Annotated in this window: 23 protein-coding genes; 10 read left to right on the top strand and 13 right to left on the bottom strand. The window is 60.2% G+C overall.

Translation table 11 applies throughout. From position 1 onward, the window contains the following. Window positions 1-14: 14 nt before the first annotated feature. From speD to BBB56_RS00320, 3 genes are all read right to left on the bottom strand, one after another. Entirely contained in the window at window positions 15-824 is an 810-nt protein-coding gene (gene speD / locus BBB56_RS00330) for an adenosylmethionine decarboxylase (protein ID WP_123797960.1), read from the bottom strand. Between the two features lie 23 nt (window positions 825-847). After that, window positions 848-1,708 (bottom strand): polyamine aminopropyltransferase, encoded by an 861-nt coding sequence (gene speE / locus BBB56_RS00325; protein WP_123797959.1) that lies wholly within the window; start codon window positions 1,706-1,708, stop codon window positions 848-850. A gap of 106 nt (window positions 1,709-1,814) precedes the next feature. After that, window positions 1,815-2,162 (bottom strand): YacC family pilotin-like protein, encoded by a 348-nt coding sequence (locus tag BBB56_RS00320; RefSeq protein WP_123797958.1) that lies wholly within the window; start codon window positions 2,160-2,162, stop codon window positions 1,815-1,817. Window positions 2,163-2,342: 180 nt separating this feature from the next. On the opposite strand from BBB56_RS00320, the gene cueO reads away from it, so the two are divergent. Continuing rightward, window positions 2,343-3,947 carry a multicopper oxidase CueO gene (cueO, locus tag BBB56_RS00315; RefSeq protein WP_123797957.1) on the top strand — a complete coding sequence of 535 codons (1,605 nt, stop codon included), beginning with the start codon at window positions 2,343-2,345 and terminating at the stop codon, window positions 3,945-3,947. Here the strand turns inward: cueO and BBB56_RS00310 are convergent, their stop codons facing one another. Continuing rightward, window positions 3,948-5,231, bottom strand: coding sequence for a cystathionine gamma-synthase family protein (locus tag BBB56_RS00310; RefSeq protein ID WP_123797956.1), 1,284 nt, complete (start codon window positions 5,229-5,231; stop codon window positions 3,948-3,950). Between the two features lie 259 nt (window positions 5,232-5,490). Here BBB56_RS00310 and hpt point away from each other — a divergent pair, with 259 nt between their 5' ends. From hpt to BBB56_RS00295, 3 genes are all read left to right on the top strand, one after another. Further along, window positions 5,491-6,027, top strand: coding sequence for a hypoxanthine phosphoribosyltransferase (gene hpt, locus BBB56_RS00305; protein ID WP_123797955.1), 537 nt, complete (start codon window positions 5,491-5,493; stop codon window positions 6,025-6,027). Window positions 6,028-6,250: 223 nt separating this feature from the next. Next, window positions 6,251-7,174 (top strand): ABC transporter ATP-binding protein, encoded by a 924-nt coding sequence (locus tag BBB56_RS00300; RefSeq protein WP_123797954.1) that lies wholly within the window; start codon window positions 6,251-6,253, stop codon window positions 7,172-7,174. Then, window positions 7,171-7,941, top strand: coding sequence for an ABC transporter permease (locus BBB56_RS00295; RefSeq protein ID WP_123797953.1), 771 nt, complete (start codon window positions 7,171-7,173; stop codon window positions 7,939-7,941). The genes BBB56_RS00300 and BBB56_RS00295 overlap by 4 nt, the downstream gene beginning before the upstream one ends. A 178-nt stretch (window positions 7,942-8,119) precedes the next feature. Here the strand turns inward: BBB56_RS00295 and panD are convergent, their stop codons facing one another. The 9 genes from panD to thpR all read right to left on the bottom strand — a co-directional run bounded on the left by panD (window position 8,120) and on the right by thpR (window position 15,219). Beyond that, window positions 8,120-8,500, bottom strand: coding sequence for an aspartate 1-decarboxylase (gene panD / locus BBB56_RS00290; protein WP_123797952.1), 381 nt, complete (start codon window positions 8,498-8,500; stop codon window positions 8,120-8,122). 37 nt (window positions 8,501-8,537) lie between these two features. Next, window positions 8,538-9,392, bottom strand: coding sequence for a pantoate--beta-alanine ligase (gene panC, locus BBB56_RS00285; RefSeq protein ID WP_123797951.1), 855 nt, complete (start codon window positions 9,390-9,392; stop codon window positions 8,538-8,540). A gap of 15 nt (window positions 9,393-9,407) precedes the next feature. Continuing rightward, on the bottom strand, window positions 9,408-10,202 hold the full coding sequence (gene panB, locus BBB56_RS00280; RefSeq protein WP_123797950.1) for a 3-methyl-2-oxobutanoate hydroxymethyltransferase: 795 nt from the start codon (window positions 10,200-10,202) through the stop codon (window positions 9,408-9,410). Window positions 10,203-10,290: 88 nt separating this feature from the next. Continuing rightward, the gene (gene folK, locus BBB56_RS00275) at window positions 10,291-10,776 is read right to left on the bottom strand and encodes a 2-amino-4-hydroxy-6-hydroxymethyldihydropteridine diphosphokinase (RefSeq protein WP_123797949.1); all 486 of its coding nucleotides are present in this window, start codon (window positions 10,774-10,776) and stop codon (window positions 10,291-10,293) included. After that, on the bottom strand, window positions 10,773-12,194 hold the full coding sequence (gene pcnB / locus BBB56_RS00270) for a polynucleotide adenylyltransferase PcnB (RefSeq protein ID WP_233592974.1): 1,422 nt from the start codon (window positions 12,192-12,194) through the stop codon (window positions 10,773-10,775). Before pcnB ends, folK begins: the two co-directional genes overlap by 4 nt. Before the next feature lie 39 nt (window positions 12,195-12,233). Further along, window positions 12,234-13,163 (bottom strand): tRNA glutamyl-Q(34) synthetase GluQRS, encoded by a 930-nt coding sequence (gene gluQRS, locus BBB56_RS00265; protein ID WP_123797947.1) that lies wholly within the window; start codon window positions 13,161-13,163, stop codon window positions 12,234-12,236. 70 nt (window positions 13,164-13,233) lie between these two features. Next, on the bottom strand, window positions 13,234-13,689 hold the full coding sequence (gene dksA / locus BBB56_RS00260; RefSeq protein ID WP_033749555.1) for an RNA polymerase-binding protein DksA: 456 nt from the start codon (window positions 13,687-13,689) through the stop codon (window positions 13,234-13,236). Window positions 13,690-13,977: 288 nt separating this feature from the next. Continuing rightward, window positions 13,978-14,682 carry a DNA/RNA nuclease SfsA gene (sfsA, locus tag BBB56_RS00255; protein ID WP_123797946.1) on the bottom strand — a complete coding sequence of 235 codons (705 nt, stop codon included), beginning with the start codon at window positions 14,680-14,682 and terminating at the stop codon, window positions 13,978-13,980. A gap of 12 nt (window positions 14,683-14,694) precedes the next feature. Further along, entirely contained in the window at window positions 14,695-15,219 is a 525-nt protein-coding gene (gene thpR, locus BBB56_RS00250; RefSeq protein ID WP_123797945.1) for an RNA 2',3'-cyclic phosphodiesterase, read from the bottom strand. Window positions 15,220-15,255: 36 nt separating this feature from the next. On the opposite strand from thpR, the gene hrpB reads away from it, so the two are divergent. The 6 genes from hrpB (at window position 15,256) to fhuB (ending at window position 26,482) form a co-directional block, all read left to right on the top strand. Continuing rightward, window positions 15,256-17,739 carry an ATP-dependent helicase HrpB gene (gene hrpB / locus BBB56_RS00245; protein WP_123797944.1) on the top strand — a complete coding sequence of 828 codons (2,484 nt, stop codon included), beginning with the start codon at window positions 15,256-15,258 and terminating at the stop codon, window positions 17,737-17,739. 97 nt (window positions 17,740-17,836) lie between these two features. Then, on the top strand, window positions 17,837-20,386 hold the full coding sequence (gene mrcB / locus BBB56_RS00240) for a bifunctional glycosyl transferase/transpeptidase (protein WP_123797943.1): 2,550 nt from the start codon (window positions 17,837-17,839) through the stop codon (window positions 20,384-20,386). A 194-nt stretch (window positions 20,387-20,580) separates the two neighbouring features. After that, window positions 20,581-22,782: a ferrichrome porin FhuA gene (fhuA, locus tag BBB56_RS00235; RefSeq protein ID WP_123797942.1), complete on the top strand. Its 2,202-nt coding sequence runs from the start codon at window positions 20,581-20,583 to the stop codon at window positions 22,780-22,782. 41 nt (window positions 22,783-22,823) lie between these two features. After that, a complete protein-coding gene (gene fhuC, locus BBB56_RS00230; RefSeq protein ID WP_123797941.1) occupies window positions 22,824-23,615 on the top strand; it encodes a Fe3+-hydroxamate ABC transporter ATP-binding protein FhuC in 792 nt (263 codons plus the stop codon). 9 nt (window positions 23,616-23,624) lie between these two features. Then, window positions 23,625-24,503, top strand: a complete 879-nt coding sequence (gene fhuD / locus BBB56_RS00225) for a Fe(3+)-hydroxamate ABC transporter substrate-binding protein FhuD (protein ID WP_123797940.1) — start codon at window positions 23,625-23,627, stop codon at window positions 24,501-24,503. Beyond that, window positions 24,503-26,482 carry a Fe(3+)-hydroxamate ABC transporter permease FhuB gene (gene fhuB, locus BBB56_RS00220; RefSeq protein ID WP_123797939.1) on the top strand — a complete coding sequence of 660 codons (1,980 nt, stop codon included), beginning with the start codon at window positions 24,503-24,505 and terminating at the stop codon, window positions 26,480-26,482. The genes fhuD and fhuB overlap by 1 nt, the downstream gene beginning before the upstream one ends. Window positions 26,483-26,547 lie beyond the last annotated feature (65 nt).

Raw genomic sequence — 26,547 nt, 5'->3', positions numbered from 1 at the left:
GCCGCACGAAATTATTACAAGGTTTTCAGTCCAACCGCAGGAATATTGCGGCCATAGTAAATCTCGCGCATCTCTTTCCACAGCAGATCGGTAATGCGCTTATGCTCTTCCGGGCTGAGATCTTCAGGACGGGTATTAAACAAATAGTGTTTCAGTTCGAACTCTTTCAGCAGCATCTTGGTGTGAAAGATATTCTCCTGATAAACATTCACATCCACCATGTCATACATCGCCTTCATATCTTCCGACATAAAGTTCTGAATCGAATTAATTTCATGATCGATAAAATGTTTTACGCCATTCACGTCGCGGGTAAAGCCGCGTACGCGATAGTCGACGGTGACGATGTCTGACTCCAGCTGGTGAATCAGATAGTTCAGCGCCTTCAGCGGTGAAATCACGCCGCAGGTGGAAACCTCAATATCGGCGCGGAAGGTGCACAGGCCGCCTTCAGGGTGGCTTTCCGGATAGGTGTGCACGCAGATATGACTTTTATCCAGGTGCGCCACAATAGAGTCAGGCAGCGGACCGGGATGTTCCGAATTATCAATATCCTTTGGATCGATCGGCTCTTCGCTGACCAGAATGGTCACGCTGGCGCCCTGCGGCTCGTAGTCCTGACGCGCGATATTCAGCACATTTGCGCCGATAATCGAACAGGTCTCTGTCAGGATTTCCGTCAGACGATTCGCATTGTACTGCTCGTCGATGTAGGCGATATAGCCATCGCGCTCGGCTTCAGTATTCGCATAACAGATGTCGTAAATACAAAAACTCAGGCTTTTGGTCAGGTTGTTGAAGCCATGCAGTTTAAGCTTTTGCAATTTGGTTCACCTCCTTATAAAGGTTATTCAGCAGACAGCGCATTCAGCAGATATTGCGGTAACGCGAAACTGCCGCTGTGAATTGCCGGATTGTAGTAGCGGCACGCCAGGCCTGCCTTATCGAAACGCGCCTGCAACGTTGCCAGGTCAAGCTGACGCAGCGCCGGATTATCGCTCGCCCAGGCAAAGGTCATAATGCCGCCGTAGTAGGTCGGGATGGCCGCCTGATAAAAGCTGACGTCCCTGAAGTAGTGGCTGAGCTTGCGGTGGCTGGTAACGGCTTCTTCCTGTTGCAGAAAGCAGACGCCGTTTTGCGCCACGAAAATGCCGCCGGGATTAAGCGCGTTTTTACAGCCAGCGTAAAATTCAGAGGTGAACAGACTCTCGCCCGGACCCACAGGGTCGGTGCAGTCGGAGATAATCACATCAAATTTTTCGCGGGTCTGACTGACGAAGTTTACGCCGTCGTCAATCACCAGATTGAGACGCGGATCGTTATAGGCGCCCTGGCTGTGATTGGGCAGATACTGCTGACAGAAGGTGACGACGCCTGCGTCGATCTCCACCATTGTGATGCTTTCCAGCTGCTGATGACGCGTGACTTCGCGCAGCATCGCGCCGTCGCCGCCGCCGATAATCAGCACGCGCTTCGCCGCGCCGTGCGCCAGCAGCGGCACATGCGTCATCATTTCATGATAGATAAATTCGTCGCGTTCGGTGGTCTGCACCACGCCGTCCAGCGCCATTACGCGGCCCAGCTGTGCGTTTTCGAAGATGATCAAATCCTGATGCGCTGTCTTTTCGCGGTACAACTCTTTGTCGACCGTGAAATATTGTCCGAAACCGGTATGAAGGGTTTCATACCACATCTCTTTTTGCGCCATGGTAGGCTCCTCTCTGATGACGTTGCCATGAAAAAGAGCGGCACATCATAACCAGAACTGACCGTGCATGCACGGTCAAATGTTCAGCAGGGGAGCGGGATGCGGGTTATTTGACGTAGGCGAGCAGGCTCAGCGAATCGCGTGCCAGCGACTTGCATTTCTTGTCATTGGTGATGGCTATGCCGCTTAAATCTTTATAGCTCGCTTCACCCAGCGCTTTCATGTTGTAGCTGGCGTAATTGCTCAAATCCCAGCGGTTCTGCTGGGCGAAAAACACCAGAGCCTTGCGGATTTGCGCATCGGGCAGATCCTGATAGCCACAATCATTTTTCAGATAGACAAAGACAGCGGTGAGATCGGCCAGATCTTCTGCTTCGGATTCGCTCAGGGCAAAACTGGTGGAGGAGAAGCCAAAGAGTCCTGCCAGTAACAGGATCCTGATGCTTTTCTTCATAGTAATTCTCTTTCATTAATCGTTCTGTGACGATAGCACAGAGAGTGGCAGGATTCCGATTATTTTGCCGCAGATGCCGCTACTGCTGCTTTTTTCAGGCGTTTCCGCTATCAAGGCTTGACCCTCCCGCAGGGTAAGGGTTTAGGCTGGGGCATCTCTTATCACACGGATGAATAAGCTATGCATCGTCGCCACTTCCTTAAACTGACCGCCGCCCTGAGCGCGGCCGGGGCGCTGCCGCTCTGGAGTCGTTCCCTGATGGCGGCCAGCCGCCCGCTGCTGCCGGTTCCTTCACGGCTGGAGCCGGATCCGCGCGGCCAGATCCAGCTTACCGCGATGACGGGCACCAGCCAGTGGCAGGGCAAGGATGTGCCGACCTGGGGCTATAACGGCAGTTTACTCGGTCCCGCCGTTGTGCTGCGCCGCGGCAAAACGGTCTCGGTCAATATCCGTAACCAGCTGCCTGAAGCGACGACGCTGCACTGGCACGGGCTGGCCATCCCTGGCGACGTTGACGGCGGTCCGATGGCGCGCATCGAACCCGGCACGACGCGTCAGGTGAGCTTTACGCCGGATCAGCCTGCCGCAACCTGCTGGTTTCACCCGCATCTGCACGGCAAAACCGGGCATCAGGTGGCGCAAGGGCTGGCGGGGTTGATCCTGTTGCAGGATGATGAAACCGACAAGCTGCGCCTGCCGACGCAGTGGGGTTCAGACGATGTACCGCTTATTTTTCAGGACAAGCGGCTCACGCAGGACGGCAGCCGCATCGACTATCAGCTCGACATCATGAGCGCTGCGGTGGGCTGGTTCGGCGATATGATGCTGACCAATGGCGTGCAGTATCCGCAGCAGGCGGTGCCGCGCGGCTGGCTGCGCCTGCGTTTGCTGAACGGCTGCAATGCGCGCTCGCTGCATATCGCCGCCAGCGATAACCGGCCGCTCTATGTGATCGGCAGCGATGGCGGACTGCTGGCCGAACCGGTGAAGGTGGCGTCGCTGCCGCTGCTGCCGGGCGAACGTTTTGAAGTGATGGTGGATACCTCTGACGGCAAAGCCTTCGATCTCGTTACCTTGCCGGTGGAGCAGATGGGCATGACGCTGGCTCCGTTCGACCAGCCGCTGCCGCTGGTGCAAATCCTGCCGCTGCGCGTGATGGCGAGCGCGACGCTGCCGGACCAGCTGGTACAGCTGCCGGCGGTGCCTTCAGCGGAAGGCCTTAACACGCGCTGGCTACAGCTGATGATGGATCCGCAGCTCGACCAGCAGGGCATGGCGGCGCTGATGCGACGCTACGGCGACAAAGCGATGGGCAACGCGGGCGATCATCATGCCATGTCTTCAGGCGGCGCTGCCACGGCGATGAGCGGCCACGATATGGCGATGGGCGACCATGATATGTCGATGCATGACGCGCACGGCGCAGCCTCAGGCTACGACTTCCACAGCGGCAACAAGATCAACGGTCAGGCGTTTAGTATGACGAAGCCGATGTTTAACGTTGCGCCCGGCCAGCTGGAGAAATGGACCATTTCCGGTGAAGGCGACAAGATGCTGCACCCGTTTCATATTCACGGCACCCAGTTCCGTATTCTGTCAGAAAACGGCAAGCCGCCTGCGCCGCATCGCCAGGGCTGGAAAGATATGGTCAATGTCGACGGCTGGCGCAGCGAAGTTCTGGTGCGCTTCGATCACCGCGCCGCCGCCGAACACGCCTATATGGCGCATTGTCATCTGCTGGAACATGAAGACACCGGCATGATGCTGGGCTTCACCGTCAGCTAATCAGGCTTTTTCCAGCGCCAGGCGAATATCTTCTATCAGATCGCCTGCGTTCTCGATGCCGATAGAGAGGCGAACGGTCGCCTCGCTGATACCGATGCGCTGACGCACCGCTTCCGGCACGCCGGAATGGGTAGTGCTGCCGGGATGGCTGGCGAGCGATTCGGTGCCGCCCAGACTGACCGCCTGTTTAAACAGCGCCAGTGCGTTGAGGAACCGGAACGCGGCTGGCTGCCCGCCGACAATATCAAACGAGAAGGTCGAGCCTGCGCCGCTACATTGCTGACGCCAGGTGCGGCCCTCTGCGCTATTTTCATCGAGCCAGGGCAGCCACTGTAGCTTCGCGACCTTTTCATGGTCGCGCAAAAAGGTCGCCACCGCTTCGGCGTTCTGGCTGGCCTTCTCCATACGCAGCGACAGCGTCTCCAGCGAACGTCCAATCATCCAGCTGGAGTGCGGATCGAGCTGGGTGCCGATAGCGCTGCGCAGCGAGCGTATCTGCGTAACCAGCGCTTTACTGCCCATCACTGCGCCGGCAATAAGATCGGAATGGCCGCCGACGTATTTGGTCAGGGAGTAGAGCGACAGATCGGCGCCGAAGTTGAGGGGGCGCTGAAACAGCGGGCCAAGCAGCGTATTGTCGCAGGCAACGACCGGACGCGATCCCTGCTGCTGAGCGATCTCGTCAGCGATGCGCGCAATCAGCGCAATATCGACCAGGCTATTCGTGGGGTTCGCGGGCGTTTCAATCAGGATCAGCGCGACGCGGCCCAGCCCCAGCGCTTTCTGCGCGGCGGCGCGAACTTTTTCTTCATCGGTGCCGTCGCTAAAGCCGACCGGCTCAATATTGAGATTGTGCAGGGTCTTGCTGAGCAGCGTTTCGGTGCCGCCGTACAGCGGCTGCGAGTGCAGGATTACATCGCCGGGGCGCGCAAAGGTGAGCAGGGTGGTGGAGATGGCCGACATGCCCGATGAGAACAGGGCGCAGCTCTCGGCCTCTTCATAAACGGCCAGCCTGTCTTCAACGATTTCGCTGTTGGGATGGTTAAAGCGCGAATAGATCAAACCGCCGCTTTTGCCTTCCGGCGGCTCGCGGCGTCCGGCAACATAATCAAAGAAGTCGCGTCCCTCTTCGGCGCTGTTAAACACAAAGGTCGAGGTCAGAAACACCGGCGGTTTCACCGCGCCTTCCGACAGGCGCGGATCGTAGCCATAATTCAGCATCTGGGTTTCAGGGTGCAGCTTACGATCGCCAATATGGGTTTTTTTACTTGCGTGTTGTGACATGGGATCTCCTGCTCAGGGCAGCGGTAAGGTAACGATATGTTGAGCACAGGCTAACACGTAGAGAATTGTTCTGTTAAAGTCCGGGAAGTTCTAAGTAAATATCATCTGGTTGCAGAGAAACCCTGCGGCATCTCGCCGCATCTGGCAAGCTGTGATACTCTCCTGCCAGTCGCTATTCGCTCAGGTCTGAGCGGATTCTCCCTGTTCATCCGCTGCTGAGGATGGGCAAATCCATTAAAATCAACGAGAAGTACAGGTTTTGAAACATACTGTTGAAGTGATGATTTCCAGCGAGGCGATTGCAACGCGTATTGCTGAACTGGGTAAAGAGATTTCTGAGCGCTATCGCGACAGCGGCAGCGAAATGGTGCTGGTCGGACTGCTGCGCGGCTCCTTTATGTTTATGGCGGATCTTTGCCGCGCCGTTGAGGTGCCGCATGAAGTCGATTTTATGACCGCCTCCAGCTACGGCAGCGGCATGTCCAGCTCGCGCGATGTAAAAATCCTCAAGGATCTCGACGAAGACATTCGCGGCAAAGACGTGCTGATCGTGGAAGACATCATCGACTCCGGCAACACGCTGAGCAAGGTGCGCGAGATCCTGCGCCTGCGCGAGCCGAAATCGCTCGCCATCTGTACGCTGCTGGATAAACCTGAACGTCGCGAAGTAGACGTCAAGGTGGAGTATGTCGGTTTCTCGATCCCTGACGAGTTTGTGGTCGGCTTCGGTATCGACTATGCCCAGCGCTATCGTCATCTGCCCTATATCGGCAAAGTGGTGCCGCTCGAATCCTGAGTCTGACCGCACAATCTTCCAAGGCCGACGGCGTCGGCCTGGTGTAGGCTGTGCTCCGGTTCGGGCATCAGCCTGACACCTCCGCAAAAAAATGCCCATCCGGGAAGATTTTACGCTCCGGGTGGCTCATCATAAGTAGCAACGTTGCGGCGACATCGCGCCAGCCAGCGGCTCCCTATGTCCATCGCGACACCCCGACATTAAAACAGGATATGGATTCGGAATGACTTATGCACTGGAACTTTCCCGGCTGACGAAGACCTATTCCGGCGGCGTACAGGCGCTGAAAGGAATAGATCTTAACGTTGAAGCCGGTGATTTTTATGCGCTGCTGGGACCAAACGGCGCAGGCAAGTCCACCACCATCGGTATTATCAGTTCGCTGGTCAACAAATCAGGCGGCAGCGTGCGCGTGTTCGGATACGACCTCGAAAAAGAGATGGTCAACGCCAAACGCCAACTGGGACTGGTGCCGCAGGAGTTTAACTTCAATCCGTTTGAGACCGTGCTGCAAATCGTGGTCAACCAGGCGGGCTACTACGGCGTCGAGCGCCGTGAGGCGCAGCAGCGCGCGGAAAAGTATCTGACCCAGCTCGATCTGTGGGGCAAACGCAACGAGCGCGCGCGGATGCTCTCCGGCGGGATGAAGCGCCGTCTGATGATCGCCCGCGCCCTGATGCATGAGCCAAAACTGCTGATCCTCGACGAGCCGACGGCGGGCGTGGATATCGAACTACGCCGCTCTATGTGGACCTTCCTGAAGGATCTCAACGCCAAAGGCACCACCATTATTCTTACCACGCACTATCTGGAAGAGGCGGAAATGCTGTGCCGCAATATCGGCATTATCCAGAGCGGCGAGCTGGTGGAAAACACCTCAATGAAAGGGCTGCTGGCTAAGCTACAGTCAGAAACCTTTATTCTCGACCTTGCGCCGCGCAGTCCGCTGCCCAGGCTGGAAGGGTTTCAGTACCGCCTGGTGGATACCTCAACGCTGGAAGTGGAGGTCATGCGCGAGCAGGGTCTGAATAGCGTGTTTAATCAGCTGAGCGCGCAGGGCGTGCAGGTATTGAGTATGCGTAATAAAGCGAACCGTCTGGAAGAGCTGTTTGTCAGCCTGGTGCAGGGCAAAGGAGTGAAAGCATGACACATTTGTACTGGGTGGCGCTAAAAAGCATCTGGGCTAAAGAGATCAACCGTTTCGCACGCATCTGGATCCAGACGCTGGTGCCGCCGGTGATCACCATGACGCTCTACTTTATTATCTTCGGCAACCTGATTGGCTCACGTATCGGCGATATGCACGGCTTTAGCTATATGCAGTTTATCGTGCCGGGGCTGATTATGATGGCGGTGATCACCAACGCCTACGCCAACGTCGCTTCGTCGTTCTTTAGCGCCAAGTTTCAGCGTAATATCGAAGAGCTGCTGGTCGCGCCGGTGCCAACCCATATTATTATCGCCGGTTACGTCGGCGGCGGGGTGGCGCGCGGGCTGTGCGTCGGCGTGCTGGTAACGGCGATTTCGCTGTTCTTTGTGCCGTTTCACGTTCACGCCTGGTCGATGGTCGGGGTAACGCTGCTGCTGACGGCGATCCTGTTTTCGCTGGCCGGCCTGCTCAACGCCGTGTTTGCGCGTACCTTTGACGACATCAGCCTGATCCCGACCTTTGTGCTGACGCCGCTGACCTACCTGGGCGGGGTGTTCTACTCGCTTACGCTACTGCCGCCGTTCTGGCAGGCGGTGTCGAAGCTTAACCCTATCGTCTATATGATCAGCGGTTTCCGCTTCGGCTTTCTGGGCATCAACGATGTGCCGCTGGTGTTTACGCTGTCGGTGCTGATTGCCTTTATCCTGGTGTTTTACATTCTGGTCTACGTGCTGATTCAGCGCGGACGCGGTCTGCGCACCTGATAAAAAAAGCAGCCAGATGGCTGCTTTTTTTTCAGACGGCTCAGTAGCCTGACAAGTGGGCGACGTGAACCGAAGAGCAAAGCGTCCCACGCCATGGAAGGCGTGGACCGAGCGGGCAGGGAAGCCGTCTTTCGCGTCTTTGCGAACGGTTCACGTCGCCCACGTCAGCACTGCCCCCTCAGGCGACCTGCACCGGTAATGCCTTCGCCAGGCGCTTCATCTCATTCTCGCCTTCAAAATAGGCGACCTTAGGCTGCCACTGGCGCGCTTCCGCATCCTCGACCTGCACGTAAGAGCAGATAATCAGGATGTCGCCTTCGCAGGCGCAGCGCGCCGCCGCGCCGTTCACCGAAATGATCTTTGACCCGCGCTCGGCGGCAATGGCGTAGGTGGAGAAGCGCTGGCCATTGGTGACGTTGTAAATATCGATGGCTTCATATTGCAGAATGCCGGAGGCATCCAGAAAATCCTGATCGATGGCGCAGGAACCTTCGTAGTTCAAATCCGCCTGAGTCACCTTCACGCGGTGCAGCTTGCCTTGTAAAACGGTACGAATCATAAAAGACCTTCTTGTTCTTACTGACAATGACCTGCGCTTACTGCGTAAGGTCGACCTGTTGGTTATCAATCAGACGCGCGTTACCCAGCCATGCGGCCATCAGGATCACGGCGCGCTGGCTCTCAACCGTCAGCGGCTCCAGCGTTTCAGCGTCGCAGATAGCCAGGCCGTCCGGACGTAATCCTTTTTCGCGCAGTTCAGTCTCGGCGGTTTCGATAATCTCTTCAATGTGACGTTCGCCGTTGGCGAGACGCGCCGCCATGCTGTTCATCACCTGCGCCAGCACCGGCGCGAGCTTGCGTTCGTCGGCGCTGAGGTAGCCGTTACGCGAGCTGAGCGCCAGCCCATCTCTGGCGCGCACCGTAGGGACGCCGACAATTTCAATATCGAAACCCATATCCGCCACCATTTTGCGGATAATCGCCAGCTGCTGAAAGTCCTTCTCGCCGAAGCAGGCAATATCGGGCTGGACCAGATTAAACAGCTTGCTGACGATGGTGGCGACGCCGCGAAAATGGCCCGGCCGGCTTGCGCCCTCCAGCAGCGATGACAGCCCCGGCACTTCGACAAAGGTCTGATTCGCCAGCCCCTGCGGGTAGACTTCCGCGGGCGCGGGCGCGAACACCACGTCAACGCTGCGACGATTAAGCTTCTCGCAATCTTCCTGCAACGTGCGGGGATAGCGCGCCAGATCGTCGGCGCGATCGAACTGCATCGGGTTGACGAACACCGAGACCACGACAATATCGGCGCGCTCGCGCGCCTCATCCACCAGCGTTAAGTGACCGTCATGCAGATTGCCCATGGTAGGCACCAGCGCGATGCGTTTTCCCTGTTGCCGCCAGCGACGAATTTCACGGCGCAGCATGGGCAAGGTTTCAATGATCAGCACGATAAAGCTCCTGAATTACTGGAAACTGTGTTCCGCCGCAGGGTAGGTTCCCGCTTCGACTTCGGCGATATAGTGACGGATAGCGGCGCGTATGTCGCCCGCCTCGGCGAGAAAGTTTTTAGCAAACTTTGGAATATGGCCGCCGGTAATGCCGAAGGCGTCGTGCATCACCAGAATCTGGCCGTCGGTCACGTTGCCTGCGCCAATGCCAATCACCGGGATCGTTAACGCCTGGGTAATACGCTGCGCCAGCGAGACCGGCACGCACTCCAGCACCATCAACTGCGCGCCTGCGGCTTCCAGCGCCAGCGCGTCGGCCAGCAGCCGGTCGGCGGCCGCTTCGTCACGGCCCTGAACCTTATAGCCGCCGAAGATATTGACCGACTGCGGCGTCAGGCCAAGATGACCGCACACCGGCACCGCGCGCTCGGTCAACATGCGCACCGTTTCCGCCAGCCATTCACCGCCCTCCAGCTTGACCATATTGGCGCCTGCGCGCATCAGCTGCGCGGCGCTGTCAAAGGTTTGCTGCGGCGTGGCATAGCTCATAAAGGGCAGATCGGCCATCACCAGCGCCTGGGGCGCCCCGCGTCGTACGGCGGCGGTGTGATAGGCGATGTCGGCCACCGTTACCGGCAGCGTGGATTCATGGCCCTGTACGGTCATGCCGAGCGAATCGCCGATCAGCATTACCTGAATGCCCTCGTCGGCGAACAGGCGGGCGAAGCTGAAATCATAGGCGGTCAGGGTAGCGAACTTACGGCCGCTGGCTTTCCACTGACGCAGATGAGAAATAGTGGTGGGTTTCATGGCGCTCTCAACTCAGGTATTTCAGATGGGCGCAGTTTACTGGATAGCGCGGAAGAGCGGAATCTCCCGCGTATCAATCTGTGCGGCGTCAGCCGTGCCAGCGACGGATGGCGCTGGCGTCGAGGCGGGTCAGGATGTCGCGCAGCGGGCGACCGTCAGGCAGCGTCGCGTCGGGCGCGATCTCCAGCAGCGGCACCAGCATAAAGGCGCGGTTGTGCATATCGTAGTGCGGCACGGTGAGGCGCGGCGTGTTCAGGCATTGCTGGCCAAACAGCATCACGTCGATGTCGAGCGTACGCGCGCCCCAGCGCTCCGCTTTACGCACGCGGCCATGCTCAAGCTCAATGCGCTGAGTATGGTCCAGCAGGGCGTCCGGCGTGAGGGCGGTTTCCAGCGCGACCGCCGCGTTCAGGTAGTCCGGCTGATCCGGCGGACCGTAGGGTGGCGTGCGGTAAAACGAAGAGGTTGCGACGCGCGTGGTGTCAGGCAGCGCGTCGAGCGCCTGTAACGCCGCATCGACCTGATGCAGCGGATCGGCAAGATTGCTGCCAAGCGCAAGGTAGACGCGAGTCACGATGCGTTCTGGCTGTCGCGGCGCGGCGTAGCCGGACGGCGACGCGGACGACGCGTTTTGCGGCGCGGAGCCGGATCGTCGCCCAGCGTGTTAAGCATGGTTTTTTGCTGCGTCGGCGCGGCGGCCTGAAATTCGCCCCACCAGTGACTCAGACGCACCAGTTCCGGGTTGTTCTCAACCTCAGCGCGCAGCGCCAGCAGATCGTAGGCGGCACGAAACTTCGGATGCTCCATCAGCTTCCAGGCGCGTTTGCCGTGGCGGCGCGACATGCGCAGCTGTAGCTGCCAGATGTCACGGATCAGCGTGGTAATGCGTTTTGGAATCGCCAGCGCGCGGCAGGCTTCATCCAGCGTATCGTTCATCGCCATAGCAAAGGCGTCGAAATAGGTCAGGCCGCTCTCCTGCGCGATGCGCTGCGCGGCTTCCAGCTGCGGATACCAGAACATGGCGGCGAACAGGAAAGCCGGATTAACGCGCATATCGTTATGGATGCGGTTATCCGTATTTTTCAGCACCTGCGCCACCATGCGCTCCATAAAACTGTCACCTTCGTCGGTGAAGTTACGGGTAATGGTGGGGAACAGCGGCTGGAACAGCTGAAACTCGCGCAGTTTGATATAGGTGCTGTAGCCATAGCCGGCCTGAAGCAGCTTCAGCGCCTCTTCAAAAAGACGCGCTGGCGGAATATCGCGCAGCAGCGTGGCGAGACGCGGGATCGGCTCAGCCGTTTCGGCGGCGATCGACATCTCCAGTTTGGCGGCGAAGCGCACCACGCGCAGCATCCGCACCGGATCTTCGCGATAGCGCGTTTCAGGATCGCCAATCAGACGAATGACGCCCTGCTGGAGATCCTGTAATCCGCCGACGTAGTCGCGCACCGTAAAGTCAGCGACGTTGTAGTAGAGGCTGTTGATCGTCAGATCGCGACGCTGCGCGTCATCTTCGATGCTGCCGAAGATATTATCGCGCAGCAGCATACCGCTCTGCGCGCGCTGGGACAGGTTGCGATCTTCCTGAGCGTCTTCTTCGGCCTGATGATGGCCGCGAAACGTCGCGACTTCGATCACTTCGGGACCGAACATCACGTGCGCCAGACGGAAGCGGCGGCCTACCAGACGGCAGTTGCGGAATAGCTTGCGCATCTGCTCTGGCGTGGCGTTGGTGGTGACGTCGAAGTCCTTGGGCTTTTTACCCAGCAGCAGGTCACGCACGCCACCGCCCACCAGATAGGCTTCATAGCCTGCTTTATTCAGGCGATAGAGCACTTTGAGGGCATTTTCGCTAATGTCTTTGCGCGAGATGTTATGGCTCTCACGAGGGATAACGGTCATCTGATGACGCTCAACTTCAACCTCGGCGGGCGACTCCTCATCACGCATGAGGACTTTCCGGCAAAAATTAGCAACTCGGGTAAAAATGGGACACCTCGACAGCGACGTAAAGTGGTGTAAATAAAATCAGCGGCTAATCATAGCCTGTTGCGAATCATTTAGGAATGGTGTTGTCGGCTCTGCCGGTTTCAGGGCGTTTTGACGGGGTATCAAAGCGATATTCCACTGCGAGACGGCGCTTTCCAGCAGTTTCTCCTGCGTTTCGTCCTGCCAGCCCTCTGCGACAGGCTGTCCCAGAAAGCGAAGCGCCTGCACCAGCAGCGGTCGCGGATCGCCGGCGGGCAGGGAAGGAGCATGATTTTGCTTCGACAGTTTGTTGCCGTCAGGATTGATGGCCAGCGGCAGATGCAGCCAGGCGGGCACCGGCCAGCCGAACTGCTGATAAAGCGCAATCTGCCGCACCGTCGGCTCGATTAAATCCGCGCCGCGCACGATTTCGGTAACGCCCTGAAAATGATCGTCGACCACCACCGCGAGGTTATAGGCAAATAAACCATCGCGGCGATGAATAATAAAATCTTCCTGCGCCAGGCGCGCATCCACGGATAAGCGCCCACGCAGAGCGTCGTCAAAGCTGAACACCGGCGCATGCTGACGTAAACGCAGCGCGGCGTTTTCTGGTCCCAGATGGCGATCGCGGCAGTGGCCATCGTAAAAACCGCCGATCTGCTGGATGCGACGACGCGTGCAGGTACAGAAATAGCTCTGACGGTGTTCCCGCAGCCACGCCAGCGCCTCGCGATAGGCCTCATGCCGCTGTGACTGCCACAGCACCTCGCCGTCCCAGTGCAGGCCGTAGTGCGCCAGCTGATGCAGAATACGGGTGGCGGCGCCGGCAACTTCGCGCGGCGGGTCGATGTCCTCAATGCGCACCAGCCAGCGGCCGTTTTGCGCGCGCGCGTTCAGATAGCTGCCAACGGCGGCAATCAGCGAGCCGAAATGAAGATCACCAGAAGGAGAGGGGGCGAAACGCCCGATACAGGGAAGCGTCGACATAGGCGTTAAAGGTCACCGCACAGTGGAACAACAGCGTGCCTTCCACGGTGCGGTGATATCAGGCATGGCATTAGCCAGCCATCTGTTTCTCGCGGATTTCAGCCAGCGTCTTGCAGTCAATGCAGAGATCGGCGGTCGGACGCGCTTCGAGACGGCGGATGCCGATCTCTACGCCGCATGACTCGCAGTAGCCGAAGTCGTCATCTTCAACTTTCTTCAGCGTCTTTTCGATCTTTTTGATCAGCTTACGCTCGCGGTCGCGGTTACGCAGTTCAAGGCTGAATTCCTCTTCCTGCGCGGCGCGGTCAACCGGATCCGGGAAGTTTGCCGCTTCGTCCTGCATATGCGAGACGGTACGGTCAACTTCATCACGCAGCTGATTGCGCCAGGCTTCCAGAATCTTGCGAAAATGTTGCAGCTGGGCTTCATTCATATACTCTTCGCCCGGCTTCTCCTGGTATGGCTCCACCCCAGCGATGGCGAGAATACTCAGGGACGATGTTTTACGGTTTTGCCCTTCTTGCATGTTGTTTCTCCTGGATAACACGCACTATACCTTTTATGGTTCAGCGACAGCGATAACAGTGTCAGGCGGTTGAGTGTAGTCAGTACAGACCATTTTGCCTGGCAAGATCCGCTGCGTTGCCCACAATCGGGTACATCGATCCCCCTACGGGGAAAAACAGGCCGCTATAAATAACAGAAGCAGTCAGGGTTGGCAATTATTGATGAACGCACCTTGACAAGCCTGTGAGGAACAGCGTATTTGGCGTCGCACTCTGCACATTCTTACCACAACAATTTGTAAAAGAAATTACAAGGTTACGGTAACCGGCTTTTTCAGAAATACGCCTGCCGGGGATAACTCAGCGCGATACGCCAGAATTTCTACGCCATCCTGCTGCGCCTGAACCAGTTGGTCTGCATAACGTGCGTCAATATGGCGCGCCGGGGAGACGTCCTCAATCCCCGAGTGCAGAACCGCAAACAGCAAAACGGCCCGATGACCGGCAGTCGCAACGGCGCTTAGCTCGCGCAGATGCTTCTGACCGCGGACCGTCACCGCATCCGGAAAATAGCCTTTTCCTTGATGTAAAAGGGTCACGGACTTGACTTCAATATAGCAGTTGCGCCTGCCGCCTGCCTGAAGCAGGAAGTCGATTCGGCTCTTTTCCGCACCGTATTTCACCTCAGCCTGGCAGCGGTCATAGGCCGATAATTCCGGAATGGCGTCGCTGACCAGCGCCTCCTTCACCAGCTGATTGGCGCGCAGCGTATTGACGCAGATCCAGTGGCCCTGGCGGGTTTCGGTCAGTTCCCAGCTGTGCGGGTATTTGCGCGTCAGGCTGTCAGAGGTGGAGTACCACACGGTATCGCCCGGCGTGGCGCAGCCGGTCATGGCGCCGGTATTGGCGCAGTGAATGGTCAGGGTGTCGCCTTCCGGCGTGATCACATCGGCGAGAAAGCGCTTATAGTGCGTAATCAGGCGGGCGGATTTTAACGGCGGTGAGAACAGCATACGGCTCCAGAATCAGCTTAGCGGCCAGCTCGCCAGCGCATGGTAGCGCGTACGGCCTCGCGCATAGTGCGACGCGAACAGGGAAAAATGGTCAACGCGAAAGCGCCAGTGAAAGCCGCGCGGCGGCAGAGCGATGCGCGACGCCGCGTCACGCAGCAGCGTGACATGGGGATGAAACGGCTGGGCGTGCTGAGCGCAGCCCTGACGCGCCGCCTGGGCGCGCAGCAGGTCGGCGAGCTGCAACAGGCCGCGCGGCGGCCGCTGACAGCCGAGCCACACCACGCGGGGACGGGGCCAGTGTCCGGCATCGTCCAGATCGATATCGAAAGCGGGCTGTTGAATGCGCGCGGCCAGCTGTTGCAGCTTCTGCGCGGTTTCGCTTTTTACTTCACCGAGAAAAGCCAGCGTCAGGTGCAAATTGGCGGCCACCACAGGGCGACCGGCGTCGTCGGCAAAGTTATCGGCACGCCAGCGCACCAGCTGCTGTTGCAGCGCGTCAGGCAGCCCGATACCAAAAAACAGGCGTTGAGTCTCCATGGCGGTCTCCGGCAATCCTTACGGATGAGTGCTACAATGCGCGCCATCTTAACACAGGCTGAACGGGAGTTTGCCGTGAGTGATTTACCGGTCAGCGCCGTATTGCCTGACCTGCTTCAGGCGCTCGACACGGCGCCGCAGATCCTGCTGGCGGCGCCCACCGGCGCGGGCAAATCCACCTGGCTGCCACTACAGCTGTTGCAGCAGGCGAAGCTGCCAGGCCGCATTATCATGCTGGAGCCGCGTCGGCTGGCGGCGCGCAACGTGGCGCAGCGCCTGGCCGAACAGCTGGGCGAGCAGCCGGGGGAAACCGTTGGCTACCGTATGCGCGGCGAGAATTGCGTCGGACCCGCCACGCGGCTGGAGGTGGTGACAGAGGGGATTCTGACCCGTCTGTTGCAGCGCGATCCCGAACTCAGCGGCGTCTCGCTGGTGATCCTCGATGAATTTCACGAGCGCAGCCTTCAGGCCGATCTGGCGCTGGCGCTGCTGCTCGACGTGCAACAAGGGCTGCGCGACGATTTAAAAATCCTGCTGATGTCAGCGACGCTGGACAATGCGCGTCTGTCGGCGCTGCTGCCCGACGCGCCGCTGATCGTATCCGAAGGCCGCGCCTTTCCCGTGACGCGCCGCTTTGCCTCGCTCAGCGCGACGCTGCGTTTTGAAGAGGCCGTTGCGCGGGAAACGGCTCAGCTGCTGCGCGAAGAGAGCGGCTCGCTGCTGCTGTTTCTGCCCGGCGTCGCAGAGATTGAGCGTGTTAAACGCGAACTGGCGTCTCGCGTCGCGGACGACGTCGATCTGACGCCGCTGTACGGCGCGCTGCCGCTGGCGGCGCAGCGTCGCGCCATTTTGCCCGCGCCGCCCGGACGCCGCAAAGTGGTGCTGGCCACCAATATTGCAGAGACCAGCCTGACCATTGAAGGCATTCGGCTGGTGGTCGACAGCGCGCTGGAGCGCAAAGCGCAGTTTGACGCGCGCAGCGGCGTGACGCGGCTGCTGACCCAGCGCATCAGCCAGGCCTCTATGACGCAGCGCGCCGGTCGCGCGGGCCGCCTGATGCCCGGTATCTGTCTGCATCTGCTGGCTGAGGATCAGGCGTCGCGCGCGGCCGCGCAAAGCGAGGCGGAAATTCTACACAGCGATCTTGCCGCGCTGTGGATCGAGCTGTTGCAGTGGGGCTGCAACCAGGCGGATCAGCTGACCTGGCTTGACCTGCCGCCAGCCAGCCATCTGCGCGCCGCGCAGCGGCTGCTCACGCGCCTCGGCGCGCTGGATGACAACGGCAAGCTCAGCGCGCTGGGACGCCGTATGGCGCAGCTCGGCGGCGATCCCCGCCTCAGCGCCATACTCTGCGCCGCCGGCCAGAATGCCGATGCGGCCGCCAGCGCCGCGCTGCTGGTGGCGATTCTGGAAGATCCGCCGCGCAGCGGCAGCCCGGATCTGCGCGATGCGCTGCACCGGCCGCAGCCGCAGTGGCTGCGTCGCGCGAAGCAGTGGCAGAGCCGGCTCGGCGTCAGCGGCGGCAGCGTCGATGAAGATCGCGTCGTCGCGCTGCTGGCGGCGGGCTTCAGCGATCGGCTGGCGCGACGCCGCGATAACGGCGGTCGCTATCAGCTCGCTAACGGTCTGGGCGCGATGCTCGATCGGGAGGAAGGGCTGAATCGCTATGAGTGGCTTATCGCCCCCGCTTTACTTCAGGGCAGCGCCACGCCGGATGCGCGCATGCTGCTGGCGCTGCCGGTGGACATCGACGCGCTGCGCCAGGCGCTGCCTTCGCTGGTAGAGGTGCGCGCCGAGGTCGAATGGGATGAGGATAAAGGCACGCTGCGCGCGCTGCGCCGCGAGCAGATCGGCGCACTGGTGCTGAAGGCGCAGCCGATGGCGCGTCCGGAACCCGATGTGCTGCATGCGGCAATGCTGCGCTGGATCGCCGTAAAAGGCCTGAGCGTACTGGGCTGGAGCCAGGAGGCGGAACAGCTGCGCGTGCGGCTCCAGTGTGCGGCGCAGTGGCTGCCGGACGAGGCGTGGCCCGCAGTGGATGACGAGGCGCTGCTGGCGACGCTTGACACCTGGCTGCTGCCGGAAATGGGGGCGGTGCGTGACCTGAAGTCCTTGCAGGCGGTCAACCTCGTAACGGCGCTATTACATTTGCTCACATGGTCACAACGCCAGCGGCTGGATAGTGCGCTGCCAACTCATTACACTGTGCCAACCGGAAGTCGACTGCCTGTTCGCTACCACGCCGATAAGCCGCCCGCGCTGGCGGTGCGTATTCAGGAGATGTTTGGCGAGGCGAGCAATCCCGCCGTGGCGGAAGGGCGTGTGCCGCTGGTGCTGGAGCTGTTGTCGCCCGCGCAGCGTCCGTTGCAGATTACCCGCGATTTGGCCGCGTTCTGGCGCGGCGCCTGGCCAGAGGTGCAAAAGGAGATGAAAGGGCGCTATCCCAAACATCCCTGGCCTGACGACCCGGCCAGCGCCTTACCCACGAGGCGCACTAAAAAATATTCCCCGCAAGGTTGACCCGGCTGGATCGATTTCAGAGGGTTCCGCCATGCGGAAAGGGTAAAAGTCGCTAGAGTAGCGGCGCTGCCAACGTAATACCTGGAGAATGAAACCAATGTCTGGGAACGATCGCGAACCCATTGGGCGCAAAGGAAAACAACCCAAGCCGCCGCGTAACGCTACGCGCCGGGGTCGCCGCAGGGATGAAGACGATTTTGATGATGATGATTTTGCCGATGAAGTTGAGGAGAAAACGCCTGTGCCGCGTAAAAGTAAAGGGAAGCGTCCGCCGCGTGGCAAGCGCCGCTGGTTAGGCTGGTTTATCAAGCTGTTTCTGGTCTTTGTCGTGATCATGGCAGCCTGGGGCGTCTATCTCGACTCTGAGATCCGCGCCCGCATCGACGGCAAAGTGTGGCAGCTGCCCGCCGCCGTTTATGGCCGCATGGTCAGCCTTGAGCCAGGCATGGCCTACAGCAAAAAAGAGATGATTGCGCTGCTGGAGGGCACGCAGTACCGCGAGGTATCACGCATTACGCGCCCTGGCGAGTTCTCGGTAAAGGGCAACACCATCGATTTGCTGCGCCGTCCGTTTGATTTTCCGGACAGCAAAGAGGGGCAGGTGCATGCGCAAATGGTGTTTGACGGCGATGAGCTGGGCGAAATCAAAAACCTCGACTCTGGTCGCGATTTTGGCTTTTTCCGTCTCGATCCGCGCCTGATTACCATGTTGCAGTCGCCGAACGGCGAGCAGCGTCTGTTCGTGCCGCGCGCCGGTTTCCCGGATCTGCTGGTCGACACGCTGATTGCCACCGAAGACCGTCACTTTTACGAGCATGACGGCATTAGCCCTTACTCGATTGGTCGCGCATTCCTCGCCAATATTACCGCCGGTAAAGCGGTGCAGGGCGGCAGTACGCTGACGCAGCAGCTGGTAAAAAACCTGTTCCTGACCAACGAGCGTTCGCTGTGGCGTAAAGCGCGCGAAGCCTATATGGCCGTCATCATGGATGCGCGCTACAGCAAAGACCGTATCCTGGAGCTTTACCTGAATGAGGTCTATCTGGGGCAGGCGGGCAATGACCAGATCCGCGGCTTCCCGCTGGCAAGCCTCTACTATTTTGGCCGTCCGGTCGATGAGTTGAGCCTCGATCAGCAGGCGATGCTGGTAGGTATGGTAAAAGGCGCGTCGCTCTACAACCCGTGGCGCAATCCGCGCCTGGCGCTGGAGCGTCGTAATCTGGTGCTGCGCCTGTTACAGCAGCAGAAGGTGATTGATCAGGAGCTGTACGACATGCTCTCGGCGCGTCCGCTCGGCGTACAGCCGAAAGGCGGCGTCATCACCCCGCAGCCCGCCTTTATGCAGATGGTGCGCGGCGAGCTACAGGCGAAGCTGGGCGATAAGGTAAAAGATCTCTCCGGCGTGAAGATCTTTACTACGCTCGATCCGGTGTCGCAGGACGCCGCGGAAAAAGCCGTTATCGACGGCGTTCCGACGCTGAAAAAGCAGCGCGGCCTGAAAGATCTGGAAACCGCGATGGTGGTGGTGGATCGCTTTAGCGGCGAAGTGCGCGCGATGGTCGGCGGCGCCGATCCGCAGTTCGCCGGCTATAACCGCGCGCTACAGGCGCGTCGCTCTATCGGCTCGCTGGCTAAGCCGGCTACCTATCTCACCGCGCTCAGCCAGCCAAACTCCTATCGTCTCAACAGCTGGATCGCCGATGAGCCGATTGCGCTGAAACAGCCGAACGGCACCGTCTGGAAACCGATGAACGACGATCGTCGCTTCAGCGGCAAGGTGATGCTGGTGGATGCGCTGACTAACTCCATGAACGTGCCGACGGTGAACCTTGGCATGACGCTGGGGCTGGATGCGGTGGTGGATACCTGGACGAAGCTGGGCGTGCCGAAAGATCAGCTTAATCCGGTGCCGTCGATGCTGCTCGGCGCGCTTAACCTGACGCCGATTGAGGTGGCGCAGGCGTTTCAGTCGATCGCCAGCGGCGGTAACCGCGCGCCGCTCTCAGCGGTGCGTTCGGTGATTGCGGAAGATGGCACGGTGCTTTACCAGAGCTTCCCGCAGGCGCAGCGCGTGGAGCCGGCGCAGGCCGCCTATCTGACGCTTTACACCATGCAGCAGGTGGCCGACCACGGCACCGCGCGGGCGCTGGGCGCGCGCTATCCGAAGGCGCATCTGGCAGGCAAAACAGGCACCACTAACGATCTGGTCGACAGCTGGTTTGCAGGCGTTGACGGCAAAGAAGTCGCGATTACCTGGGTTGGCCGCGACAATAACCAGCCGAGCAAGCTGTACGGCGCCAGCGGCGCGATGCAGATCTATCGCCGCTACCTGGATAACCAGGCGCCGATGCCGCTGGTGCTGACGCCGCCGGAAGATGTCTCGATGATGAATGTCGACTCCGCCGGCAACTTTGTCTGCGGCACCGGCAGCAGCACCTGGCGCTCGCTGCCGGTCTGGTCGCTGGATCCTGATGCGCTCTGCCAACAGCAGCAACAGCTGTTCCAGCAGCAGCAACAGCAGCAGTTGCAGGAGCAGCAGAATCAGCAGCAAAACCAGCAGCAGATGCAGCAGCCGCCGCAGCAGCAGGAGAAAAAAGAGAGCGACGGCGTCGCTGGCTGGATTAAAGATATGTTCGGCGGCAACTAAGCCACCGGTTAAAAAGAGCGCTACGGCGCTCTTTTTTTGTGCCCGATCAAAACTGCGCAAATGCCCGTCAGACGGCGCTCTGCGCGGGATTATCCCTTGCGGAAAACAACGGGTTTCGCCTAAAATCCATCCGGTATAATAATCATTCTCGTTTTCATTCGCCTGCCGACACCTTTTTTCATGAGATCCTTACTATGAATGCGCGAACGACTTTTCCTTGTAATCTGCGCGGCGCTTTTTCCCGCCGTCCACTGGCTCTGAGCATAGCCGTTATTCTGGGAGCGGCGAGCGCCTCAGCGCTGGCTGAAGAGACGCTGGTTGTGTCGGCGGACGCCGGGTCGGCTGCGCCTCAGGAGAGCGCCTGGGGACCCGCGCCGACCATTGCCGCGAAACAGAGCGCGACCGGCACCAAAACCGATACGCCATTAGAGAAAAACCCGCAGTCGGTATCGGTTGTGACGCGCGAAGAGATGGAAACGCATCAGGTCACTTCGGTTAAAGAGGCGTTTAACTACACGCCGGGCGTACTCACCGGCAACCGTGGCAGTTCGCAGGTTATCGATGCGCTGTCTATTCGCGGCTTCAGCGAAACCAACACTAATCAGTATCTTGACGGCCTGAAGCTTCAGGGCGATAACTATTCGGAATTTGCTATCGATCCGTACTTCCTTGAGCGCGCCGAGCTGCTGCGCGGTCCGGTGTCGGTGCTCTACGGCAAGAGCAATCCTGGCGGCGTGGTCTCGCTGGTAAGCAAACGGCCGACGCAGGAAACCCTGCGTGAAGTGCAGTTTCAGATGGGCAGCGATAACCTGTTTTCCACCGGTTTTGATTTTGGCGGCTCGATAGATGACAACGGCGTTTACAGCTACCGCCTGACCGGCCTTGCCAGCAGCGCCGACGCGCAGCAGGAACGCAACAAAGAGAAGCGCTATACCATTGCGCCCTCCTTTAGCTGGCGTCCGGACGAAAACACCCGCTTTGATCTGCTGACCTATTTCCAGAACGAACCGCAAACCGGCTATTACGGCTGGCTGCCGCGTGAAGGCACCGTGGTGCCGATAACGCGCGCCGACGGCCGTGAGTACAAGCTACCGACCAGCTTTGACGAAGGCGAGCAGAGCAACAAAATCTCGCGCGACACTAAAATGGTCGGCTACAGCTTCGAGCACAGTTTCAATGACACCTGGACGGTGCGCCAGAACCTGCGCTATGCCGATCTGCGCACCAACTATCGCAGCATTTACGGCAATGGCTTCGACGCCGCGACTCAGTCGATCACGCGCGGCTCGGCGGTCTCGGACGAGAAGCTGAATCAGTTTGCGGTGGATACCCAGGCGCAGGCGAAATTCGCTACCGGCGCGCTGGATCATACGCTGCTGCTGGGCGTGGACTATCAGCGCACCCGTAATGATATTGATGCGGCTTTCGGCAGCGCCGCGCCCCTCAACGCGGTCAGCCCGCAATATGGCAATGACGCCAGCGTGGGAACGCCATCCCCTTATCAGTATCTTAATCGCCAGGAACAAACCGGCCTTTACGCCCAGGACCAGATGGAATGGAACCGCTGGGTGCTGACGCTGGGCGGACGTTATGACTATGCAATGACCTCCGCGCTTAATCGCAACGGCGACACTGAAGTTAAAAATCACGACCAGGCCTTTACCTGGCGAGGCGGACTCAACTACGTCTTCGATAACGGCATTGCGCCTTACTTCAGCTACAGCGAATCCTTTATCCCGAACACGGGAACGACGGCAGGCGGACAGCCTTTTGATCCATCGCGTGCTAAGCAGTATGAAGCGGGCGTGAAATACGTGCCGAAAGATCGGCCGATCACCATGACTGCTGCAGTGTATCAGCTGACGAAAAACAAAAACCTGACCGCCGATCCGTCTAACATATTGTTTAGCGTGCAGAGCGGCGAAATCCGCTCGCGCGGCGTCGAGCTGGAAGCTAAAGCGGCAGTCAACGCCAATATCAACCTGACGGCGGCTTATACTTATACCGACGCGGAGTATACCCACGACACCCTGCTGAAAGACCGGACGCCTGTTGAAGTGCCGAAGCATATGGCGTCGCTGTGGGCGGACTACACCTTCCATGAAACCGCGCTTTCCGGCGTCACCGTCGGGGCGGGCGTGCGTTACGTCGGCGAAAGCAAAGGGCTTTACAGCACCGGGTCGCAAACTAACCAGAACTTCGACGTCGCCGGATACACCACAGTGGATGCGATGCTGAAATACGACCTTGGCAATTTTGGCCTGCCGGGTTCGTCAGTGGGCGTTAACGTGAAAAACCTGTTTAACCGCGAGTATGTCGCCAGCTGTTACCGCGACTACGCCTGTTACTGGGGCGCAGATCGCCAAATCATCGGTACTGCCACTTTCCGTTTCTGATTCAGCCGGGCGCCGCGGCGCCCGTTTAACCTGGGATGATCATGCAGCCTCCGCACGACGCAGCCACTTTCACGCTGGACAATGTTAGCTTTCATGTACCTGGCCGCACGCTACTGCACCCGCTCTCGCTGACTTTCCCGCCGGGGAAGGTGACCGCGCTTATCGGCCATAACGGTTCCGGCAAATCCACCCTGCTAAAGATGCTGGGGCGTCATCAGTCCGCCAGCGAAGGGCGCGTGCTGCTTAACAGCAAACCGGTTGAAGAGTGGAACAGTAAGGCGTTCGCGCGTGAAGTGGCCTACCTGCCGCAGCAGCTACCGGCCGCCGAAGGCATGACGGTGCGCGAGCTGGTCGCTATCGGGCGCTATCCGTGGCACGGCGCGCTGGGCCGCTTTGGTCAGGAAGATCGCGTGCGGGTGGAGGAGGCCATCGTTCAGGTTGGGCTGAAACCGCTGGCCGCGCGGCTGGTAGACAGTCTGTCCGGCGGCGAACGTCAGCGCGCCTGGCTGGCGATGCTGGTGGCGCAGAACAGCCGTTGCCTGCTGCTGGATGAGCCGACCTCGGCGCTGGATATTGCGCATCAGGTCGAGGTGCTGGCGCTGATCCAGCGCCTCAGCCGCGAGCGCGGTCTGACGGTGATCGCGGTACTGCACGACATCAATATGGCCGCGCGCTACTGCGACTGCCTGGTCGCGCTGCGCGGCGGCGCGATGATCGCCGAAGGCGCGCCGGACGTCATTATGCAGGCCGAGGTGCTGGAGGCGATTTACGGCATTCCAATGGGCATCCTGCCGCATCCGCAGGGCGGCGCGCCCGTCAGCTTTGTCTGCTAGGGACAAAATATGGATATTACCCGTCGTCGCCTGCTGGCCGCGCTGGCGCTGTCGCCGCTGCTGAGCGCCTGGCCGCAGCGCGCCGCCCTGGCCTCCGGGCAGCAGCGTATTATTGCGCTGGAGTGGCTGCCGACCGAACTGCTGCTGGCGCTTGGCGTCATGCCGCTGGCGGTTGCCGATACGCGCAACTACAACGTCTGGGTCGGCGAGCCGCCGCTGCCGCCGCACACCATCGACGTGGGGCTGCGTACCGAACCTAATCTGGAACTGATGACGCAGCTCAGGCCGTCGTTAATCCTCTGCTCCAACGGCTACGGGCCGCCGCCGGAAAAACTCCAGCGCATCGCGCCGATCATGGGCTTTGACCTGAACCGCGGCGACGGTAAACCGCTCTCCGCCGCGCGTGATTCGCTGCGCGCGCTGGCGACGCGCATTGGACGCGAGGCCGAAGCGGAAGCGCATTTGCAGATGCTGGATCGCGAGCTGGCCGCCGCGCGCCAGCGTCTCGCGCCCTACGCGCAGCGTCCGATTCTGCTGATGTCGCTGATGGACAGCCGCCATGCGCTGGCCTTTGGCAGCAACAGCCTGTTTCTGGAAGTGATGCAGCACCTCGGCCTGACGAATGCCTGGCAGGGCGAAACCAACTTCTGGGGCAGCGCAGTCATTGGCATTGAGCGGCTGGCGCATCTGCGCGATGTGGAAGCCATCTGCTTCGACCATGACAACGACGCCGATATGGCCCAGCTCAGCCGCAGCCCGCTGTGGCAGGCGCTGCCCTTTGTTCGTGCCGGACGCTTTCAGCGCGTGCCGGCGGTGTGGTACTACGGCGCAACCTTGTCGGCGCTGCATTTTGTTCGCGTGCTGGAACGCGCGCTGGAGACGCGCTGATGCGCCATCGTTATTTTCCTGCTGTGCTGCTGGGCCTGCTGTTTTTACTGGCGCTGCTGCTGAGCCTGACCAGTCTGCGCGCGGCGCTGCCCGTGGAACAGTGGTCGCAGGCATGGTTATCGCCGGATGTAAACAATATCGATCAGATGCTGTTTCATTACAGCCTGCTGCCGCGACTTGGACTGGCGCTGCTGGTCGGCGCCGGACTGGGGCTGGCAGGGCTGCTGTTTCAGCAGGCGCTGCGCAATCCGCTGGCCGAGCCGACTACGCTGGGCGTTTCGTCCGGCGCGCAGCTCGGCATTACCGTCGCGACGCTATGGCAGCTGCCCGGTGGCGCGGCGACCATGCAGCTGGCCGCGCTGATCGGCGCGCTGGCGGTCGGTGCGGTGGTGTTTGGCGTCGCCTGGGGTAAACGGCTGTCGCCGGTGACGCTGATCCTCTCCGGTCTGGTGCTGAGTCTTTACAGCGGCGCGGTCAACCAGATCTTCGCGATTTTTAATCATGACCAGCTACAGAATATGTTTCTGTGGAGTACCGGCACGCTGAATCAGATGGGCTGGGAGAACGTAAGTCTGCTGTGGCCGCGTCTGCTGCTGGCCTTTGCGCTGGCGCTGGCGCTGCTGCGTCCGCTGACGCTGATGGGACTGGATGACGGCGTAGCGAAGAATCTCGGCATGGCGCTGGCGCTGGCGCGTGTTGGCACGCTGGGGCTGGCGATCCTGCTCAGCGCCCAGCTGGTCAGCGTGGCGGGTATTATCGGCTTTATTGGGCTGTTTGCGCCGCTGCTGGCGAAGCTGCTGGGCGCGCGTCGCCTGCTAAGCCGTATGCTGCTGGCGCCGCTGATCGGCGCGCTGCTGCTATGGCTGGCGGATGCCTGCGTGCTGTGGCTGACCGCGCACTGGCGTGAAGTCTCCACCGGCACGGTGACGGCGCTGACGGGCGTGCCGCTGCTGCTGTGGCTGCTGCCGCGCCTGCGTACCGGTTCGGTGCCGCCTGCGCTCGATATGGGCGATAACGTGCCAGGCGAGCGTCGCGCCGTGCGGCGCTGGCTGCTGCTCGGCCTGCTGCTGCTGGCGCTGCTGGCCGGATGCGCGCTGGCGTTTGGTCGCGATGCCCATAGCTGGAGCTGGGCGAGCGGCGAGATGCTGCGCCAGCTACTGCCGTGGCGAGCGCCGCGCCTGCTGGCGGCGCTGGCGGTCGGGCTGATGCTCGGCGTCGCGGGCTGTCTGATCCAGCGTCTGACCGGCAATCCGATGGCCAGCCCGGAAGTGCTCGGCATCAGCTCCGGCGCCGCCTTCGGCGTGGTGGTGATGCTGTTTTTCGTGCCGGGCGACGCGCTGGCTTTTTTGCTGCCGGCGGGGGCGCTGGGCGCGGCGGGCACGCTGCTGGTGATTATGCTGGTGGCGAGCCGCGGCGGCTTTTCGCCGGAGCGAATGCTGCTGGCGGGCATGGCGCTGAACAGCGCCTTTGTGACGCTGCTGATGCTGCTGCTGGCAAGCGGCGATCCGCGGATGGGCGGCCTGCTTAGCTGGATTTCCGGCTCTACCTATAACATCAGCGAAAAGGCGGCGATACAGAGCGCGGTGATGGCGCTGCTGCTGACGGCGCTGGCTCCGCTCGCCAGCCGCTGGCTGACGCTGCTGCCGCTGGGATCGGCCACGGCGCGATCGGCGGGCATGGCGCTGAACGCGTCGCGTCTGGCGTTGCTGCTGCTGGCGGCGGTACTGACCGCTGCCGCCACGCTGACCATCGGGCCGCTGAGCTTTGTCGGCTTAATGGCGCCGCATATCGCGCGCATGCTGGGATTCCGCCGTGCGCTGCCGCAGCTGACGATGGCGGGGCTGCTTGGCGCCGGCCTGATGCTGCTGGCGGACTGGTGCGGGCGAATGCTGGCGTTTCCCGATCAGCTGCCGGCGGGGCTGATGGCCACCTTCCTCGGCGCGCCTTATTTTATCTGGCTGCTCAGACGATCGCGGTAAAAAAAAGACCGGCAATATGCCGGTCTGACGTTGTTGCTGACGCGCTCACGCGGATGACAGGGTTA

Source organism: Candidatus Pantoea deserta (assembly GCF_003813865.1).
Lineage (GTDB): Bacteria > Pseudomonadota > Gammaproteobacteria > Enterobacterales > Enterobacteriaceae > Pantoea > Pantoea deserta.
This window is presented reverse-complemented; position numbering and strand designations above follow the sequence as displayed.